Origin of the sequence: uncultured Allobosea sp. (assembly GCF_945957345.1) — a bacterium.
GTDB lineage: Bacteria > Pseudomonadota > Alphaproteobacteria > Rhizobiales > Beijerinckiaceae > Allobosea.
Window position 1 is genome coordinate 116,032 of the sequence record NZ_CAMFKW010000003.1, and the last position, 18,886, is coordinate 134,917.

Consider the following 18,886-nt stretch of genomic DNA (forward strand, 5'->3'; position numbering starts at 1 on the left):
GTGCGGCTCCGGCCGTCGCCGATGCCGGGGTGCCTGCTGCCGGTGATGCGGGGCAGCAGGCGTCGTCGGGGGCGAGGCCGCTCGCAGAGGCCTATTTGCGGGCGATGTTCCAGTAGACCGGCGCCGGCGGGGTCAGGAGGCCGGTCAGGTTCGCACGATAGGCACGGATCTGATACTGGACGCCGATCGGCACATAGGGAACGGTCTCCACCGCGCGGAGCTGGATCTTCTCCGCCAGCGCCTTGCGTTGCGCGACGTCGGAAAGATCGGAAAACGCAGCGCGCATCTTTTCGATCTCCGCATCGCAGGGCCAGCCGAACCAGGCCTTCTCGCAGTTCGAACGAAGGCCGAGATGGCTGACCGGCTCCATCATGTCGAGCCCGCCCGGCCCCGAGATGAAGATCGACCAGCCGCCCTTGCCGACCGGTTCCTTGCTGGCCCGCCGGGCCACGACCGTCGCCCAGTCCATGGCCTGGACATCGGTCTTGAAGCCGATGCTCTTCAGCAGCGCTTCGGCCACCATGGTGAAAGCATGGATATTGGAATTCTCGGCGGCATCGAGCAGCACCACCGGAGTTCCATCATAGCCGGCTTCCTTCAGCAGGGCCTTGGCCTTGTCGAGATTGACCGCCGGAAACCCTTTCTCTGTGAAATAGGGAGACGAGCAGACATAGAAGGAGCGGCAGGGTTTGCCGAGGCTCGGATCGTCGATCACGGCGGCGAGGAACTCCGCGCCATCGACGGCATGGAGGAGGGCCTGCCGCAGCTTCGGATTGTCGAATGGCGGCTGGAGCGAATTGATGCGGATCTGCTGGGCGACGCCGATATCGTCCTGGCGTTCGAGACCGATGTCCTTCGACGTCTTGGCGAGCGGGATGAGATCGCCCGGAATCTCCTCGCTGATATCGAGCTCACCCTTGATCAGGGCGTTGATCGCGGTCTGCTGGTCGGGAATGATCTGCCATTCGACGCGATCGACCTTGACGACCTTGCCGCCGGAGAGACCGGACGGCGCCTCGGGGCGAGGCTTGTATCCGGCGTTCCTGGTGAAGACCAGCCGGGCGCCGGCCAGCCATTCGTCCTTCTTGAAGACGAACGGGCCGGAGCCGGTATGGTCGGTCACCGCCTGGTTGGGCGGCGTTGCCGAAGCGATGCGGGCCGGCATGATGAACGGCACCGGCGCGCCGGGCTTGCCGAGAGCGTCCAGCACCATTCCCCACGGCGAGGTCAGCGTCAGGCGAAATGTCTTCGCATCGACCGCCTGCCAGTTCGCGCCGCGCTGGTTGAGCTGCTGCCCCATGCTGTCATTGACGCTCCAGCGCTTCAGCGAGGCGATCACGTCTTCGGCCGTCACGGGCTGACCGTCGCTGAAAGCGAGGCCGTCGCGCAGGACGAAGGTCCAGGTCTTGCCGTCGGCGGAGCTGTCCCAGCTTTCCACCATCTGCGGCTTGATCGCCAGCTTTTCGTCGACCGCAAACAGCGTGTCGTAGATCATGTAGCCGAAATTCCGGGCCATGGAATCCGAGCCGAGGATCGGGTCCAGCAGCTTCACGTCTCCGGACGGCTTGACCTTGAGAACGCTCTCGGCCTGAACCGGCCCGGTCAAGACGAGCATGGCACCGGCGAAAAGCGCGGCCGTCACTGCTTTGAAACTCATTGTCCTCCCCCTTGTCGTTCGATGAGGTGATGCGCGGCCATGTCCCTGGCCGCTTCCGTCGGGCGCATCGCGCCGCGTTGCAGGTAGGCGTAGGTGGCCAGCGCCAGGCCGGCCGCCGGCTCCCGCCCCAATTCCGCCTTGGCGAAGGTGAGGTTCACCGCCGCGGCGCCGCCGAACAGGCTGGCCTCGATGCCGCCGAGAACGCCGGCATGCATGTCGTCGCCCAGTTCGGCCGGCCAGCCGGCCACCACCACCCGTCGAATGGGAGTCAGGTTGAGCGCATTGCCGATGGCGTGTCCGAGTCGCACCAGACGTGCCGCGAGGTCAGCTCGCGCGCGCGCCGACAGCTTGAGGCGACTGGCCTGCCATCCGCCCATCGCCAGCAGGTCATGCTCGCGCAGGCCGATGGCGGGGGCGACGGCGGTGGTGGACACATAGGCCTCGAGGCAGCCGGAATGGCCGCAGCGGCAGCGGGGGCCGCGTGGATCGAGCACCATATGGCCGATTTCGCAGACGGCCACGTCCCCGCTCGTGGCGAAGTCATCGACCAGCGCCGCGGCCACGCCATGGCCGGCGAAGGTGTAGAAATAGGGGCCGCCGGGGAGATCGACGCCAAGCTTGAGCCGATGCGCGACGGCGCGGGTCACGATCGAATTCGCCGCGAGCAGCGCCACCGCGGGCAATGCCGCCTGGATCTCCGCCAGGAGCTCGGCAGGGTTCAGCGCGATGATCGGATTGGCGTGCAGAGTCTCGTGATAGCCCGGGATCGACACGGCGAGCTGACGAAGCCCGATGCCCGCCCGGCGCAGATGGTCGGCGAGCTGATGAAGAGCGCGGCGATAGGTTGTTTTCACGCCCTCGGGCCCGGCGCCGTCCGGCAGGTCCAGCCACTCGGAAAAGCGAATCTCGCCGGTCAGCGAACCGACGCCGATATGGACGCGCCCTCCCGAGAATTCCATCGTGCCGACATGGAGAGCATTACTTAGTGTAAGGAAAGAGCTCGGGCCGCCCTGGTAGGGCGCCGTGCGCTTCGCTTCCTCCACCAGCCCCTCGGATTTCAGCTCGGAGACGATGCGCGAGATGCTCGCATCGGTCAGGCCGAGATGATCCGCCAAAATAGGGCGAAAGGAGCCACCGGAGCACCAGAGATAGCGCAGAACCGCCGAGCGCGTCTCGCGCCGGCTTCTCGGCTCCCGCATGCATCCTCCCGTTTATTTTTACTTTATGTAATAATGCTGCCGTGTGCTGGCGATCTTGTCAATATCGCCCCACCGCCCGCGGCGCGCCGCCGGGACACCCCCGTCGCCGAGATGGCATCGCACGGATACCTCTATCTCGTCGCGGCGCTGATGTTCGAGGTTGCGCTGTCCGTCGCGATCGCTCGGCGAACCGGGAAGCAGGCCTGACACGTTGCGCAGATGATCGCGTCGGCTGCACGTTCTACGGTGGGATTCGAAATCAGTCTCGCCGGAAAAGAGTGACAAGTCTGCGCACGGCCGGGGCGATCTGTTCTTCCGGCGTGCTGGCGAAGCCGAGCAGCAGTCCAGATCGTGGATGACCGGGTGAATAATAGGCGGATAGCGGTGGTGTCTGCAGACCGAGCCGCAACGCGCGTCCATATATCTCCGTGTCCATCACGCTGCTGTCGGAGAACAGACCGAGGGCGTGCAGGCCGCATTCGGGCAGCGCCATATCGAGCAAGCCGTCGGCATGGCGTGCAACGGCATCGGCCAGTGCATCACGGCGGGCTCGATAGAGTACCCGCATCGCACGGATGTGCCGAGCCAGGTACCCACGCGCGATGAACTCGGCGAGGATCGCCTGATCCGGTCCGGGAGACTGTCGATCCGCCAGGGCCCGACCCGCGGTGAAGGCACCGACGAGCCTTCCGGGCAACACGACGTAGCCCAGGCGCAAACCCGGCGCGAGGACCTTCGAGAAGGTCCCGACATAGATCACTCTTTCCTGACCTGCATCCAGCGCTGCGAGCGGTTGCAAGGGGCGGCCCGAATAGCGAAATTCGCCATCGTAGTCGTCCTCGATCACCCAGGCATTGGCGCGCTCCGCCCAGGCCAGCAGGGCGAACCGGCGCCGCAGACTCATGACCGCGCCAAGTGGATACTGATGCGAGGGTGTGACGAGGGCCAGGCGCGCATGCGCCGCCGATGCCTCACCGGCCGCGACGTCCAGTCCCTCCATGTCCACGGGTACCGGCACTGTGCGCAATCCGGCTACCGAAAGGGCGTTCCGCCCTGCCACATAGGCTGGGTCCTCCACCCAGGCCGCATCGCCGGCGTCGGCGAGCAACTGCGCGGCGAGGCTGATCGCCTGCTGCGAGCCGGACGTCACGATGACTTGCTCTGCCGTGCAGGCGATGCCACGCATGGCGCCCAGATACGCTGCGATCGCCTGTCGGAGCGGGCGGTAGCCGGCAGGATCGCCGTAGCCGAGCAGGCTGGGCGCCCCTCCGCGCCAAACTTCCGCAGACAGGCGGGCCCAGATCTGCCCCGGAAAGGCGTCCACCGCCGGAATGCCGGGCGCAAGCATCGCGGCGCCCGGACGCGCGGCCGTGACCGGGAGCGCAGCAGTCGCTCTCCCTCTCCGGGACAAGCCGGCTTCGGACAGATTTGGTGATGGACGGACAGGCTCCGATCGAAGTCCGCCTGGGGTGGGCAGTAGGATGTCTGGCAGCAGTGCGGATACACGCGTCGCCGAACCGGGCCTTCCTGTCAGATAGCCTTCGGCAGTGAGGCGGCCATAGGCCAGTACCACGGTCTGCCGCGCCACGCCGATGTCGCGGGCAAGAGCCCTGCTGGAGGGAAGAACCGCGCCCGGTTTGAGCGCTCCATCGAGGATCAGGGCCCGGAAATGCGCGAAAATCTGATCCTGCCAACCATCGGCGCGCGATCGGTCAAGGGCGAATCCCGGCATGGGGAGAGGTGACGCGGGCATCAACCGGTCTAATAGGAAAGCTGCAACTGGCACAAGGGCGATGGACCAGGCGGGCGTAAAGAAAGCCGCACCCGACACAGGAGCCATGCCTATGTACGTCCATCCCGCCTTCACAACGACACGCGAGACCGCGCTCGGGATTTTGAGGGAGCGGGCCTATGGCGTTTTCGTCGTGCCGACCGCGACGGCGCCAACGGCCGTTCATTTGCCATTCCTGACCTATGAGGATGGCGATGAGGCGCTCCGGGTCGAACTTCACGTTGCCCGGGCCAATCCGATCCACAAGCTGATCGGCGAAGGATGCCCGGCGCTGCTGATATGCAACGGACCCGACGCCTATATCACGCCGGAATGGTACGGCATGCCGAACGAGGTCCCGACCTGGACCTACACGGCAGTTCATCTGACGGGCACGGCGCGTGTCCTGTCCGAGAACATGAATCGTGACCACATCGACCGGATGGTGAGCTTTTTCGAGGCGAGGATGCCCGAGAAGGCCCCCTGGACGACGGAGAGCCTCGCCCCCCAAAAGATGGCGATGATGATGAAGGCGATCGTCACCATCGAACTGCGCATCGATGGAGTTCAAGCCCAGCTCAAGCTGATCCAGCACAAGGACGAGACCCGCCATCGCGGCGCAATCGCCGGTCTGAGGCGGAGGCCGGATGCCGACTCCCACGCGATCGCCGATCTGATGCAGGAAACGCTCGACGCCCGCCTGGCCGCAAACCGAGCGGAGGCTCCCTGAACGGAGATACCACTGCGCTCGCAGTCTGAGCTGTTCACGACGATGGGGCCGGCCGAGGCCATCTCCTCCCCGGCGCTGATCACTCAGGTCGAGAATGGTGTCCTCGGTAACAGCGCTGGTGCCTTTTTCGATAGGCTGACATGTCCGAAGACCCCGATGCGCTTCACCGCCGCCGAGGGCGCGGACCGGCATTGGGAGATGGGCACGCCCGGCATAAAACGGGTCAGTTGCCGCTACGTCTTCGACATTCGATTGGCTGCTCGTTCCCGTATAGCAGATCGAAAGTGCCACGGCTCGGCTGAACCGCGCCTGACGTAAGGCCAGCGCCGTCTCCGGACCTTGGCTCAACACTGGAAAGCGGGCGCCTCCAGATAGCGGCCTCCTTATTTTACGACGAGGGGGCACTTGCTTTCGGACAGCGGCCAGACCGTCTCTTCCGGCGCGATCTTGCGCACGATCTCGAAATAATCCCAAGGCGCCTTCGAATCCGCCGGCTTCTTCACGCGGGCGAGATACATCTCCCGCAAGACCCGGCCATCGGCGCGAATCCTGGCGTTCTGCGTGAAGGCGTCGTTGATCGGCATCGCCTTCATCGCGGCGGCCACCTTGTCGGGATCATCCGTGCCGGCCTCCTTGATCGCCTTGAGGTAATGCAGCACCGAGCCGTAGACGCCGGCGTGAAGCATCGAGGGCATCATCCCGGTCCGTTCGAGGAACTGCTTGGACCAGGCGCGGGAGGCGTCGTCGATATCCCAGTAGGAGGCCGTCGTCAGATAGGTGCCCTGGGTCGCCTTGAGCCCGAGGCTGTGAACGTCCTGCAGGAAGAAGATCAGCGCCGCCAGGCTCTGCCCCTGTTCGACGATGCCGAACTCGCCGGCCTGCTTGATCGCATTGACGGTGTCGTTGCCGGCATTGGCGATGCCGATCACCTTGGCGCCGGAAGCCTGCGCCCGCAGCAGGAAGGACGAGAAGTCGGCGTTGTTCAGGGGGTGACGGACCGCACCCACGACCTTGCCGCCATTGGCTTCAACGACATCGGTCGCATCCTTCTGCAACTGATGGCCGAAGGCGTAATCCGAGGCGAGCATGAACCAGCTGGTTCCGCCGGCCTTCACGACGGCGGAGGCCGTCCCGCGCGCGACCGCGTAGGTGTCGTAAGTCCAATGAAACCCATAGGGCGAGCACTGCTCGTTGGTGAGCGCCGTCGTGCCGGCGCCGGAATACATGACAATGCGCTTCTTCTCGCGCGCCAGGGACTGGATCGCGAGCGCTACCGCCGAATTCGGCACATCCACGATCGCATCGACCTTGTCGACGTCGAACCATTGGCGGGCGATGGTCAGGCCGACATCCGCCTTGTGCTGGTGATCGGCGGAGAGAATCCGGATCGGCTTGCCGAGAACGGTACCGCCGAACTCCTTCACCGCCATCTCGGCGGCGGCGACAGAGCCCTTGCCAGTGATATCCGCGGTGACACCGGCCATGTCGGTCAGAACGCCGATTTTGACAGCGTCATCGCTCACCTGCGCGCGAGCAGCGCCGCCATAGGCAATCAGGGCCGTCACGCCGGCCAGCAGCAGCTTCTTCATCTCGTCCTCCCGGATAAGGTCCGCTTGGCGCGGATCGTCAGATCACTCGCTTAAAGGCCGCGCTCATCGAGCCAGCGCAGGAGCCTGCCGGCGATGGCATCGCTGTTGTCCTCGATCATCGGCATGTGGCCGTTGCCTTCGATGCCTTCATCCGGCAGCCACAGGAACTCCGCGCCGACATAACGTGCGGTCGCCTCGTCCATCGCTCTCGGATGCCTGGGATCATGATCCCCCGTGACGATCAGGATCGGCGTCTGCGCGAGAGAAGCTGGGTTGCCGATGCGCAGACCTCGCCCCCCGATATTGAAGCGCTCGTTGAAGAGGCGCGCGCTCTCCGGCACGATCGAGAGACGGTATTGGTCGAAGGCGTGCCGCGGAAAGCGCGGAGCATTGGCCCAGAAATCCCGCATGAAGGCATCGCCGACGCTGACGGGCCGATCTTCCGGTGTCATCACCGGGCAACCAAGGCTGATGTCGTTGCTGAGCCTGGCAACCGCCTCGCGATCCTCGGGCAAGACAGCCAGGATGTTGGCAGGCGCGCCGGGGGCAATGCCGAGAACGGCGGCGACGGAGCGCTGCGCGCGCTCGGCAATCCACCAGGCCATCGGGCCGCTGGCGGAATGAACGAGGAGGACGGCCGGGCCGACCTGCTCGACCAGCACCAGGATCGATTCCGCAATGCCCTGCGTCGACAGGGACGCCAGCTCTTCGCAGGCCGGCGAGCGGCCATGGCCGGGCCAGTCGACCACGAAGACGTCCCGGTCCGCCGCGAAGCGCGGTGCCCAGCCCTCGCGGCCATCCGGCGTCGCAAGATAGCACTGTCCGGTATGGCAACCGCCATGCACCATCACGACGGGACGATGATGGGACCCAGCTCTTGCCGGCAGATGATCGACATAGATCGGGCAAGCGGCTGTTCCACTGAAGAAGGCGCGCCCGAACGCGGGGCGGGCCGCGACAGGGCGAGCGCTCGCCGAAGCCGAGCTGTTCATGCGATCCTCCCGCCGGCAGGGCTCCGAGGCCGTGCCATCTTCTTGCCTGGATGCTACGACCGCGCCACCATGAGATCAACAAGAAAGTCTCATATGAGACCGAATGAAGCCAAGCTGCCAGTCCCCCCGGCCGAGGCCGATCAAGGGAATGAAGGGTTGCGCGCCATTCTGGGCGGCACCGAAATCCCGACCGCCTACAGGATCGGCTATATCCTCAACTTCTACCGGGAGCCGTCTTTCCGGCGCATCGAAGCCGAGTTCGGCCTCACGCGCCCGGAGATCGTGATCCTGCTTGCCCTGCATTTTCGCGAGGGCATTACGGCAGCCGAGTTCTGCGAGTTCTCGGGCCATCTCAAGGCCGGGGTCAGCCGCGCGGCCATCGCCCTGGAAAAGAAGAATCTGATCAGGCGGGTCACCGACCAGGCGGACAGCCGGCGGCAGCGCCTTTTCCTGACCGATGCCGGGCGCGAACTCTACAGCCGCTACGTCCCGGGCTTGAAGGCACGCGAAGCAGCCATGCTCGCCTGCCTTTCAAGCACCGAGCGCGAGCAGCTGGACCGCCTGCTCGACAAGCTCGCCGCGCATGTTCCGGATTGGGGCTCGGCTTCGGAACTCTGAGCCCCGAATACCACGAAAAATGCGCCAGGAGCGCAATGGCTGGCAAGGAATCGTCTTTTGCCACATGGTCCGGCGATCGATGCGAACGAACCGATTTGCATCGTGAAGGGCCTTGATTATTGGAGCAGCACGAATGCGAAGCCACGAAATCCGCAATCTGATCGCGGATGTGAAGACAGGCGCATTGTCGCGGCGCGCCTTCATGCAGAGGATGGCGGCTGTCGGCCTCGCCGCGCCGCTTGCCAGCCAGGTGCTCGCCTGGAACGGCGTCGCGATGGCGAACTCCACATTCGCGTATAAGCCGACGAAGGCGGGCGGCGGCGGCGCACTCAAGATTCTGCTCTGGCAGGCCCCGACACTGCTCAACCCGCATTTTGCCAACGGCACAAAGGACCAGATCGCTTCTCGCATCTTCTATGAGCCGCTCGCCGGCTGGGACGGCGCCGGCAACCTCATTCCTTGCCTCGCCGCCGAGGTGCCGACCAAGGCGAATGGCGGCCTGTCGGATGACGGGCTTTCCGTGGTCTGGAAACTCAAGCCCGGCGTAAAATGGCATGACGGCAAGCCTTTCACCGCCGACGACGTCGTCTTCACTTGGGAATATGCCAAGGACCCCGCGACAACGGCCTACACCACCGCGGCTTACGCCAATATCAAGGTCGAGAAGCTGGACGACCTCACGGTCAGGATCGTCTTCACGCGGCCGACACCGTTCTGGGCGGATGCCTTCGTCGGCAATGCCGGGCAGATCCTGCCCAGGCATCGCTTCGCCGGCTATATGGGCGCCAAGTCGCGCGAGGCGCCGGACAACCTGAAGCCCATTGGCACCGGCCCCTATAAATTCATCGACTTCAGACCCGGCGATATCCTCACCGGCGAGCGGTTTGCCGGCTACCATGTCGCCAACCAGCCGCATTTCGATACGCTGGAAGTGAAGGGCGGTGGCGATGCTGCCTCTGCCGCGCGTGCCGTGCTCCAGACCGGCGAGTACGACTATGCCTGGAACCTCCTGGTCGAGGACGAAGTCCTCAAGCGCATGGAGGCGGGCGGCCGCGGCAAGGTGAGCGCCGCCCCATCCGGCAACCTCGAATACATGATCCTGAACACCACGGACCCCTGGACAGAGGTCGACGGTGAGCGTTCCAGCGTCAAGACCAAGCACCCGACCCTGTCGGACCCCGCCGTGCGCCGAGCGATCAACCTGCTGATCGACCGCGACTCGATCGAGAAGTTCATCTATGGCCGCGGCGGCACCGCAACGGCGAGCTTCATCAACGAGCCCAGGCAGTTCAAGTCGACCAAGCTCAAGTATGAGTTCAGCATCGAGAAGGCGAACGCGATTCTCGACGAGGCCGGCTGGAAGAAGGGCCCCGACGGCATCCGCGAAAAGGACGGAAAGAAACTCAAATACGTCTTCCAGACCTCGATCAACGCGCCGCGTCAAAAGACCCAGGCCATCATCAAGCACGCTTGCCAACGCGCCGGCATCGATCTGGAGCTGAAATCGGTCACCGCGTCGGTGTTCTTCTCTTCAGACGTCGCCAATCCCGACACCTATACGAAATTCTATGCCGACATGGAGATGTTCGCGGCGACGCAGCCCCAGCCTGATCCCGAAAGGCTGCTGAACCAGTTCACATCCTGGGAGATCGCCAGCAAGGATAACAAGTGGCTGGGCCGCAACGTCTCGCGCTACTCCGATCCGGCTGCCGATGAGGCCTACAAGGCCGCGCAGCAGGAACTCGACCCGGCCAAGCGAGCGGAGTTGCTGATCAAGGTCAACGATATCTTCTGCGAGGCCAATGTCATCCTGCCGATCCTGGCCCGCAGGATCATGGACGGACGTGCGAACAATCTCGTGTCCGACATTTCGGGATGGGATGTGACGACATGGAACCTCGCCGCCTGGTATAAGACCTGAAGCCTTTTCCAGCGAAACATGTACCGGCTCGCGAGAAGAGAAGAATAGAAAGTAGAATGACAAGTCATTTCCGCCATTCTCATAATGTCGGAAATGCCTCTCACGGCAGCTGCGGCCGATACATCGTCAGATTGATTGCCAATTTCTGCCGCTTATGTTGATCATCTTGCGTTGCGGCCAGGACTTCCGTCCCTGTCTCATCAAGCCTCGAACCAGACCGGTGAAGAGTGCTGCAGTGACGGCGGCCGCAAACGGGCGCTGGCACGCGCAGGCTCATGCTCGTGCCTGATTCGGCCAATCCGCGCTGGAGCCTCGATTTTCTCTTCGACACGATCTCGGACGGTCGCCGTCATCGTCGATCTCTTCTCGCCAACCGAATGCGCCAAATTCTTCAGAGCGGCCGGATATGAACCTGATTAAACCGGAAACGCCCTAGACCGGACCAATACAGTTCAGATGAAGTGGCGGACATTCCATACGCTGCAAATCAACTGCGGGAGTCTGGTGCCATCCGGATCGTTGCTTCCAGGCCACCACGGTCGCGGCGATTGGCGAGACGGAGTTCGCCGCCCATGCGCCGCACGGCGACATCGGCGATCGCCAGCCCCAGTCCGGTTCCGATCGCACTCTTGTTGCGGCCGCGGAAGAAGCGCTGCGTGACGAGGGGGATTTCATCCTCCGGAATGCCCACACCCTCGTCTTCGACCACGATCCCGTTTCCGGCCGCAGAGCTGCGCCAGGTCACCGTGCCGCCCGAAGGCATGTGCCGCACGGCGTTGTCATGGAGGTTGCGAAGCGCGAGTGTCAGCAGTTCGCGGCTGGCGACCACGGTCAGCTCTCTCAGCGCGGGTTCGATCTTGACTGAAATGCCCGCTTCGGGAGCCGTAGCCGTGATCTCGTCGAAGACGTCGCCGACGATGACGGGCTCGCAAGCCTGCGGCTCCGCATTCGCATCAAGCTTTGCGAGAGCCAGCAACTGACGCACGAGGCGCGCCGTCCTGTCGACGGAGAGCACGATCTGTTGCAGCGCTCCCTGCCTGACCTCGGGCGCGCCGCCGCTCATCGCGATCTGGGCCTGCATCCTGAGCCCTGCAAGGGGCGTCCGCAGCTCATGCGCCGCGAAGGCCGTGACCTCGCGTTCGTGCCGCCGGGCGGCCTCGACCTTGGCGAACAGACCGTTCAAGGCCTGCGTCAGCGGCTTGACCTCCGCTGGCGCACGCACGGGATCGATCGGGCTCATGTCGTCAGCGTCACGCCCACCGACATCGCGGGCCATCGTGCGCAGCGGCCGCAGGCCGCGTCCAAGGCTGATCCAGATCAGCAAAGCGAGCAGCGGCGCGATCAGAAGAGCTGGTGCCAGAAGACCCTTGATCAGATCGGAGACGAGGCGGTCGCGCAGGCCGAGCCGGTCCCCGACCATGACGCGCGCACCCGTAGCGGCGTTGGCGATAGTGTAGACGCGCCAGGTCTCACCATCGACGATGCGGTCGGAAAAACCCGATGCCGCTTCCGTCAGGCGAGTGTCGGGCGCACCGCTCGACCGAGCCATCAGGCGGCCGTCGAGCGACCAGATCTGGCAGGAGAGCTGGCGCTCATAGCCAACCCCTTCCGCGGGCAGGCTCGGAAGGACGGCGGCCGGGGAGGTCATATCGGCGCTGGCAACCAGCGAATTCACCATCCGCGCCGCCTCCTGCAGACGGGTATCGAGGACGTGCTCCAGCTCCCCGCGCGTCCCGACATAGATCCACAGCACGGCCGACAGCCAGATCACCCCGGTCGCGCTCAGCAGGATCGCGAAGAGGCGCCCACGCAAGGAAGTCATGACGTCACCCTGATCCGGTAGCCGAGGCCACGCACCGTCTCGATCGTGTCGCGGCCGATCTTGGCCCTCAGGTGGTGGATATGGACCTCGACCGCATTGCTTTCGATCTCCTCCTGCCAACCATAGAGCCGGTCCTCGATCTCGGCCTTGGAGCGCACTGTGCCGGGCCGCTCCATCAGGGCCGCCAGTACCGAGAACTCGCGCCGGGACAGCGAGAGAGGCACACCGTGCAGGGCCGCCGACAGGTTCGACGGGTCCAGCAGGATGCCCGCGGCCGAAAGGCAGGCCGACGCTCGCCCCGAGCCTCGCCGGGCGATGGCTCGGACGCGGGCAGCGAGCTCATCGAGGTCGAACGGCTTGCCGAGATAGTCGTCCGCCCCGGTGTCGAGTCCACGGATGCGGTCGGATGTCTCGTCCATCGCGGTGAGCAGCAGAACGGGGGTGCGGTCGCCTGCCCCGCGCATCTCGCGTAGCAGGTCGAGGCCGGTACCGTCCGGCAGCATCAGGTCGAGCACCACCGTGTCGAAGACGGAGGTCGACAATGCTGCACGCGCGTCGACGCAGGTCCCGACACAGTCCACCGTCATGCCGGCGAGACCGAGCCCGACCTTGAGTCCATTGGCCAGAACCGAATCGTCCTCGACGACGAGAATGCGCATGTGTCGGTACCCTTCATCGCATCATCGATCCCGGCGATCAGCCAGCCCAGCCTTAAGGCTGGCTTAAGCTGCGATGTCGAGATGGCGGCCTCAACCGATCGAAGGTCGCCATGCGCCGTCCGTTTCTCGCAGCGTTCGCCAGCCTCGCCCTCTGCCTCATGGCGATGGCGGGCGTCGCGTCCGCCACCACGCCGCGCCCGGCCGACGAGGTCTTTCGCCTCGGCGTCGCCCGCGCCGCCGACCGCAGCCTCGTCCTGACCTGGACGGCACTGCCGGGCCATTACCTTTATCGCGAAAGCCTGAAAGCGCAGAGGCAGGACGGCACGCCGCTGGCGCTTTCCACCGAGGGCGGCGAGCAGAAGGACGATCCCAATTTCGGACTGACAGAAATCTATCACGGCCAGACGCAGGCCCGCATCGCGGCCAGCGACTCGCCGGCCACAGGCACGCTTGTCGTGACCTATCAGGGCTGCGCCGAGCAGGGCGTCTGCTATCCGCCGATCGTCAGGAATGTCGATCTGGCAACGGGCGCTCTGTCGAAGGCGCAGCCTATCCGCATCGGCGACACGTCGCCGGCCGTCGCCTCCTCTCCCCGCGCCGCGACGACAGCCATAGCACCGGCCGGCCTGTTCTCCGGCGGCCTCGCATTGACACTGGCAAGCTTCCTCGGCTTCGGCCTGCTCCTGTCGCTGACGCCCTGCATCTTTCCGATGATCCCGATCCTGTCGGGCCTGCTGGCGCAGACGGGCGAACAACTGTCGGCCAGACGTGGTTTCATCCTGTCGGGCGCTTATGTGCTCGCCATGGCCTCGGCCTATGCCGCTCTGGGCGTCGCCGCCGCAGTATCGGGCCGCAACCTGCAGATCGCTTTGCAGACAGCATTGGCCCTCGGGTTGATGAGCCTCGTCTTCGTCATCCTGGCGTTGTCGATGTTCGGCCTCTTCGATCTGCAGCTTCCGCAGAGCTGGAGCACGAGGCTTGCGGGATCCGGCCGCGGTCGCGGCGGCTCGCCGGGCGGCGCGGCGCTGCTTGGCTTCAGCTCGGCGCTGATCGTCGGTCCGTGCGTGACGCCGCCGCTGGCGGCCGCGCTGCTCTATGTCGCGCAAACCGGCGACATGGTGCGCGGGGCGGCGGCGCTGTTTGCGCTCGGCCTCGGCATGGGTCTGCCGCTCGTGCTCTTCGGCACGTTCGGAGCCCGTATCCTGCCACGGTCGGGGCCCTGGCTCGTCAAGGCGCAGCAGGGTTTCGGCTTCGTTTTCATCGGCCTCGCCATCTGGATGCTGGCGCGCGTGCTGCCGGCCGATCTCACGCTTCTGCTGTGGGGCCTGCTGGCGATCGCGACTGGCGCCTGGTTCGGGGGCTATGCGCTGATCCGCGACCATCTGCGCCTGCTGCCGCGTTTCGCCGGAGCAGCTCTTGCGCTGTGCGGTTTGGTCTTGGTCGCGGCTGCTGCGACGGGGCGACCGGATCCGCTACGCCTCGCGGCCTTTCTCGACGGGGCCGGCGCGTCGGAGCCGGCTGCGGCGAGCGCGAGGGTCGTCTCGACGCCCGCGGCCTTCGATGCCGCGCTCGCTGAGGCCCGGGCGGCGAAGCGGCCGATCCTCGTCGATTTCACCGCCGGCTGGTGCACCATCTGCAAGGAGATCGACCGCGGTGTGATGCGCGATCCCGCCATCGGCGCCCGCCTCGACAGGGTCACGATCATCCGCGCCGACCTGACTGTCTATGGCCCCGAGGGGCAGGCCCTGATGGATCGCTTCGGCGTGGTGGGCCCGCCGACCCTGCTCTTCATCGATGCCGGCAGTGGCCGCGAGGTCGATGACACCCGCACGACCGGCGCCACCACTGTCGACGCCTTCGCGGCGACGCTCACGAAAGCCGGCGCCTGACGCCACCCCCGCCTCATATGTCCACCTCGCCCCCCCCTGGAGCTCGCCATGAACCGCAGAACCTTGATCTCCCGCTTCGCTGGATTGAGTGCCTCAGGCGTTCTCGCCACGATCTGTCCCGGACTGCTGGGAACCCCCTCTGCCCTGGGCCAGGGTGTCGACACCAACGCCATCCTCAACGACCCCGAGGCGCCGACCGCCGGCAATCCGAAGGGGGACGTCACCATCGTCGCTTTCCTCGACTACAACTGCCCTTTCTGCAAGAAATCGGCGCCCGATCTTGATCGCGTCGTCAAGACCGACGGCAAGATCAGGCTCGTCTACAAGGATTGGCCGATCCTGTCCGAGGCCTCGGTCTACGGCGCACAGCTCGCGGTCGCAGCCCATTATCAGGGCAGGTATGACGCCGTGCACCATGCGCTCATGGGCATTCCCGGCATGCGGATTTCCAAGGAGAGGATGCTGGAAGCCGTGAAGGCATCGGGTGTCGACATGGTCCGCCTCCAGGCCGATCTCGACGCCAGGGCAGACGCCATCACCGCTCTGCTGCGACGCAACCTCGCCCAGGCCGACTCCATCGACCTCCAAGGGACGCCGGCCTATCTCGTCGGCCCGTTCCGGACCTCGACGCTGGATTATGCCGGCTTCAAGCAGGTCGTGGCAGACGCGCGCGCCAAGCAGGCAGCGAAACAGAACTGATCGCCGTCCTCGCATCGCCCGTCACCCAGGCCTCATCAGAAAGACCGGAATGATCTGCATCCCCCGAGCGGCGAAGCCGCTCGCCGTCATCGCCTTGCCGCTGCTGATCGCCGCCTGCACCACGATCCAGCCGCAACCGCCTGCGACGGTCTCCTATTCGGCGATACCGCCTCAGGTCGCGCAGCGCTATGCCGCGATCGAGACCGAGAAGTTCAAGGTGCCGGCGGTCGATCTCGACGATCTCCAGCCCCGGAATGTGCGCCAACTCGTCGATTACGCGACGAAACACTCGCCCGGAACGCTCGTCGTCGATCCGCATCAGCGCTTTCTCTATCTGGTGCAGGAGCATGGCAAGGCACTGCGTTACGGCGTCGGCGTCGGCAAGGCCGGCCTCGAATTCGCCGGCACCGCGACGATCGAACGCAAGGCGCAATGGCCGCGCTGGGCGCCAACGCCCGACATGATCCGGCGCGATCCGCGGCGCTACGCGAAATGGGCGGGCGGCATGGCCGGCGGCGAAGGCAACCCGCTAGGCGCGCGTGCGCTCTACCTGTTCAAGAACGGCAACGACACCCTCTACCGGATTCACGGGACCAACGAGCCTGAAACCATCGGCGAGGCGGTTTCCTCCGGATGCATCCGCATGATGAACCAGGACGTTATCGACCTCTACAACCGCATCCCGAGCGGCTCGAAGGTCGTCGTCCTCTGAGGCTTGCAGACAAACATTATGTATTATACAATAATATATATTATATTGTAGCGCACCCCGGATTCCTGCCATGCACCCCACGAAAATCTCGGAAACATTGTCGATCGCCGGCCAGCCCGCTCTAACCGATTTCGAGAAGCTCGCCGCGCAAGGCTTCAAGGCCATCATCAACAACCGGCCTGATGGCGAGGAGGCGGGACAGCCGGGCTCGGCTGCCGAGAGGAAAGCGGCCGAGGACGCCGGGATGGCCTACAGTTTCATCCCCGTGACCGGCCCGACCATCACCGAGGCTGACGTGGCGGCGTTCGGTGCGGCGGTCGCGCGGGCGTCGGGGCCGGTCTTCGCGCATTGCAAGAGCGGCACCCGCGCGCTTACCCTTCATGTGCTGGGCGAAGTCCTCGCTGGCCGCCTATCAGCCGATGCGATCGTCGGATTCGGCCAGACACTCGGTTTCGACCTCGCCGGAGCCAGGGCCTGGCTCGACCGCCATGCGGTCGGGGCGCCACAGGTCACCGGCTTCTACGAACCGAGGAGCGGCAGCATCCAGTACGTCGTCACCGATCCCGCGACGAAGATCTGCGCCATCATCGATCCCGTTCTCGACTATGACGAGAAATCCTGCGCGACCGCCACGACCCAGGCCGACACGATCCTCGCCTTCGTCCGTGAGAAGGGCCTGCGCGTGGATTGGATCCTCGACACCCATCCCCATGCCGATCACTTCTCCGCCGCGCAGTATCTCAAGAGCAAGACCGGTGCGCGAACTGCGATTGGCGCGCAGGTCGTCGCCGTGCAGAAGCTCTGGAAGGATCTCTACAACCTCCCGGATCTCGCGACCGACGGCTCGCAATGGGATCGGCTCCTTGCCCATGGCGAGCGCTTCAGGCTCGGCTCGCTGGAAGTCTCCGTGCTGTTTTCTCCGGGGCACACGCTGGCCTCGATCACCTATGTCATCGGCGATGCAGCCTTCGTCCACGACACGCTGTTCATGCCCGATTCCGGCACGGCGCGGGCCGATTTCCCCGGCGGCAGCGCCCGCGCGCTTTGGGCTTCAATCCAGGCCATTCTCGCGATGCCCGACGAGACGAGGCTGTTCACGGGACATGACTACCAGCCCCACGGCCGCGCGCCGCGCTGGGAGAGCACGGTCGGGCAGCAGAAACTGACGAACCCGCACGTCGCCGGGGAGGACGAGGCTTCGTTCGTCGCCCTGCGTCAGGCGCGCGATAAAACGCTCCCCATGCCCAAGCTCATCCTGCATGCGCTGCAGGTGAACATCCGCGGCGGTCGCTTGCCCGAGCCGGAGGCGAACGGCAGGCGCTATCTCAAGATCCCGCTCGATGCCTTCACCGGAGCGGCCTGGGACGAGACGGCGTCATGACTCTGGCGCCGATGAATCGATCGGAGTTGGCGAGCCGGGCGGCGGAAGTCGCCGGCCTGCTCAAGACGCTCGCCCATCCCAACCGTCTGATGCTCGTCTGCACGCTGGTGGAGGGCGAGTATTCCGTCGGCCAGATCGAAGAGATGCTGGACATCCACCAGCCGACGCTCTCGCAGCAGCTCACGGTACTGCGAGAGGCCGGCATCGTCGAGACGCGGCGCGAAGCCCGGCAGATCTTCTACCGGTTGACCGAGCGGAAGGCGGCGAGCCTCGTGGCCGCGCTCCACGCCATCTTTTGCGCGCCGGAATCCGTGCCATGATCGCCTACTGGCCTTCTCTCATTGGCGGGATGCTGATCGGCCTCTCGGCCGCGCTCCTGTTGCTGCTCAACGGCCGCGTCGCCGGTATCAGCGGAATTCTCGGCCGGCTGACGCAAGGCTCGCAGGTGCCGACCAACGCAGCCTTCGTCGTCGGGCTCATGATCGGTCCGTCGCTCTACAGGCTCGTTTCGGGCGCTTGGCCAGCCGTGACCATTCCCGCCTCCCTGCCGGTCGTCGTCATGGCCGGACTCCTGGTCGGCTTCGGCAGCCGGATGGGCTCCGGCTGCACCAGCGGACACGGCGTGGTCGGGCTTGCGCGATTGTCGCCGCGCTCGCTCGCCGCCGTCGCCACATTCCTCACGACCGGCATCGTAACCGTCACACTGATGAGGCTCGCCGTTCCATGACGCGCCCAACTTGGATTTCGTCCGCGCAGGCCCTCGCCGCACTGTTGGCGGGCTCCATCTTCGGCCTCGGCCTTTCGATGTCGGGCATGCTCGACCCCGTTCGCGTGCGCGGTTTCCTGGATGTAGCCGGCGATTGGGATCCGAGCCTCGCCTTCGTCCTGGGCGGGGCCGTCGCGGTCGCCTTTGTGGGCATGTTCCTGCGCCGTCATCTGCGGCGGCCGGCCCTCGACACTGCATTCCACCTGCCCGCCACGGCACCGGTCGACACCCGCCTGATCCTGGGCTCGGCGATCTTCGGGATCGGTTGGGGCATGGCAGGTCTGTGCCCCGGCCCGGCGCTGGCCGCGCTCTCGCTTGGGCTGGCCCCGGTCATGCTGTTCATCACGGCCATGCTCGCCGGCATGACAATCCATGACCGCATGGCAGCGCCGCACCCTGGAGGCAGCCGGCCATGACCGCGCAGATCCTGATTGCGATCGGCTCAGGCTGCCTTGTCGGGTTTACCCCTGGTCTCGTGGGC

At 65.3% G+C, this 18,886-nt stretch carries 17 protein-coding genes and 1 pseudogene; 11 read left to right on the top strand and 7 right to left on the bottom strand.

All coding sequences use genetic code 11. From position 1 onward, the window contains the following. Positions 1 to 91: 91 nt before the first annotated feature. The 3 genes from Q0Q36_RS02380 to Q0Q36_RS02390 all read right to left on the bottom strand — a co-directional run bounded on the left by Q0Q36_RS02380 (position 92) and on the right by Q0Q36_RS02390 (position 4,588). Positions 92 to 1,657 (bottom strand): ABC transporter substrate-binding protein, encoded by a 1,566-nt coding sequence (locus Q0Q36_RS02380; RefSeq protein WP_293795244.1) that lies wholly within the window; start codon positions 1,655 to 1,657, stop codon positions 92 to 94. Continuing rightward, positions 1,654 to 2,856, bottom strand: coding sequence for an ROK family transcriptional regulator (locus tag Q0Q36_RS02385; RefSeq protein WP_293795245.1), 1,203 nt, complete (start codon positions 2,854 to 2,856; stop codon positions 1,654 to 1,656). Before Q0Q36_RS02385 ends, Q0Q36_RS02380 begins: the two co-directional genes overlap by 4 nt. Before the next feature lie 259 nt (positions 2,857 to 3,115). After that, on the bottom strand, positions 3,116 to 4,588 hold the full coding sequence (locus Q0Q36_RS02390; RefSeq protein WP_293795246.1) for a PLP-dependent aminotransferase family protein: 1,473 nt from the start codon (positions 4,586 to 4,588) through the stop codon (positions 3,116 to 3,118). 61 nt (positions 4,589 to 4,649) lie between these two features. Here Q0Q36_RS02390 and Q0Q36_RS02395 point away from each other — a divergent pair, with 61 nt between their 5' ends. Then, positions 4,650 to 5,357: an FMN-binding negative transcriptional regulator gene (locus tag Q0Q36_RS02395; RefSeq protein ID WP_293795247.1), complete on the top strand. Its 708-nt coding sequence runs from the start codon at positions 4,650 to 4,652 to the stop codon at positions 5,355 to 5,357. A 383-nt stretch (positions 5,358 to 5,740) separates the two neighbouring features. Here the strand turns inward: Q0Q36_RS02395 and Q0Q36_RS02400 are convergent, their stop codons facing one another. Continuing rightward, positions 5,741 to 6,946, bottom strand: coding sequence for an ABC transporter substrate-binding protein (locus tag Q0Q36_RS02400; RefSeq protein WP_293795248.1), 1,206 nt, complete (start codon positions 6,944 to 6,946; stop codon positions 5,741 to 5,743). Positions 6,947 to 6,996: 50 nt separating this feature from the next. Then, positions 6,997 to 7,938 (bottom strand): alpha/beta fold hydrolase, encoded by a 942-nt coding sequence (locus tag Q0Q36_RS02405; RefSeq protein WP_293795249.1) that lies wholly within the window; start codon positions 7,936 to 7,938, stop codon positions 6,997 to 6,999. A 156-nt stretch (positions 7,939 to 8,094) separates the two neighbouring features. Here Q0Q36_RS02405 and Q0Q36_RS02410 point away from each other — a divergent pair, with 156 nt between their 5' ends. The 3 genes and pseudogenes from Q0Q36_RS02410 to Q0Q36_RS02420 all read left to right on the top strand — a co-directional run. Continuing rightward, positions 8,095 to 8,556 carry a MarR family transcriptional regulator gene (locus tag Q0Q36_RS02410; RefSeq protein WP_293795250.1) on the top strand — a complete coding sequence of 154 codons (462 nt, stop codon included), beginning with the start codon at positions 8,095 to 8,097 and terminating at the stop codon, positions 8,554 to 8,556. A gap of 133 nt (positions 8,557 to 8,689) precedes the next feature. Then, the gene (locus Q0Q36_RS02415) at positions 8,690 to 10,477 is read left to right on the top strand and encodes a peptide ABC transporter substrate-binding protein (RefSeq protein ID WP_293795251.1); all 1,788 of its coding nucleotides are present in this window, start codon (positions 8,690 to 8,692) and stop codon (positions 10,475 to 10,477) included. Between the two features lie 240 nt (positions 10,478 to 10,717). After that, positions 10,718 to 10,833 (top strand): annotated as a pseudogene (locus tag Q0Q36_RS02420) (IS3 family transposase); the annotation flags it as partial. A gap of 131 nt (positions 10,834 to 10,964) precedes the next feature. Here Q0Q36_RS02420 and Q0Q36_RS02425 read toward each other — a convergent pair. Both Q0Q36_RS02425 and Q0Q36_RS02430 read right to left on the bottom strand, forming a co-directional pair. Next, complete coding sequence (locus Q0Q36_RS02425; protein WP_293795252.1) at positions 10,965 to 12,299, bottom strand: ATP-binding protein; 1,335 nt, start codon at positions 12,297 to 12,299, stop codon at positions 10,965 to 10,967. Then, positions 12,296 to 12,958 carry a response regulator transcription factor gene (locus Q0Q36_RS02430; RefSeq protein ID WP_293795253.1) on the bottom strand — a complete coding sequence of 221 codons (663 nt, stop codon included), beginning with the start codon at positions 12,956 to 12,958 and terminating at the stop codon, positions 12,296 to 12,298. Before Q0Q36_RS02430 ends, Q0Q36_RS02425 begins: the two co-directional genes overlap by 4 nt. Positions 12,959 to 13,068: 110 nt before the next feature. Between Q0Q36_RS02430 and dsbD the strand changes: the two genes are divergently transcribed. The 7 genes from dsbD to Q0Q36_RS02465 all read left to right on the top strand — a co-directional run bounded on the left by dsbD (position 13,069) and on the right by Q0Q36_RS02465 (position 18,821). Next, positions 13,069 to 14,847: a protein-disulfide reductase DsbD gene (gene dsbD / locus Q0Q36_RS02435; protein WP_293795255.1), complete on the top strand. Its 1,779-nt coding sequence runs from the start codon at positions 13,069 to 13,071 to the stop codon at positions 14,845 to 14,847. A gap of 48 nt (positions 14,848 to 14,895) precedes the next feature. Further along, positions 14,896 to 15,546 carry a DsbA family protein gene (locus tag Q0Q36_RS02440; protein ID WP_293795257.1) on the top strand — a complete coding sequence of 217 codons (651 nt, stop codon included), beginning with the start codon at positions 14,896 to 14,898 and terminating at the stop codon, positions 15,544 to 15,546. Between the two features lie 49 nt (positions 15,547 to 15,595). Beyond that, positions 15,596 to 16,258: a L,D-transpeptidase gene (locus Q0Q36_RS02445; RefSeq protein ID WP_293795259.1), complete on the top strand. Its 663-nt coding sequence runs from the start codon at positions 15,596 to 15,598 to the stop codon at positions 16,256 to 16,258. A 70-nt stretch (positions 16,259 to 16,328) separates the two neighbouring features. Next, positions 16,329 to 17,639, top strand: coding sequence for a bifunctional sulfur transferase/dioxygenase Blh (gene blh / locus Q0Q36_RS02450; protein WP_293795261.1), 1,311 nt, complete (start codon positions 16,329 to 16,331; stop codon positions 17,637 to 17,639). Further along, positions 17,636 to 17,959, top strand: a complete 324-nt coding sequence (gene bigR, locus Q0Q36_RS02455; RefSeq protein WP_293795263.1) for a sulfite-sensing transcriptional repressor BigR — start codon at positions 17,636 to 17,638, stop codon at positions 17,957 to 17,959. Before blh ends, bigR begins: the two co-directional genes overlap by 4 nt. Beyond that, entirely contained in the window at positions 17,956 to 18,366 is a 411-nt protein-coding gene (locus Q0Q36_RS02460; protein WP_293795264.1) for a YeeE/YedE family protein, read from the top strand. Before bigR ends, Q0Q36_RS02460 begins: the two co-directional genes overlap by 4 nt. Beyond that, positions 18,363 to 18,821: a YeeE/YedE family protein gene (locus tag Q0Q36_RS02465; protein ID WP_293795265.1), complete on the top strand. Its 459-nt coding sequence runs from the start codon at positions 18,363 to 18,365 to the stop codon at positions 18,819 to 18,821. Before Q0Q36_RS02460 ends, Q0Q36_RS02465 begins: the two co-directional genes overlap by 4 nt. Positions 18,822 to 18,886: the final 65 nt, after the last annotated feature.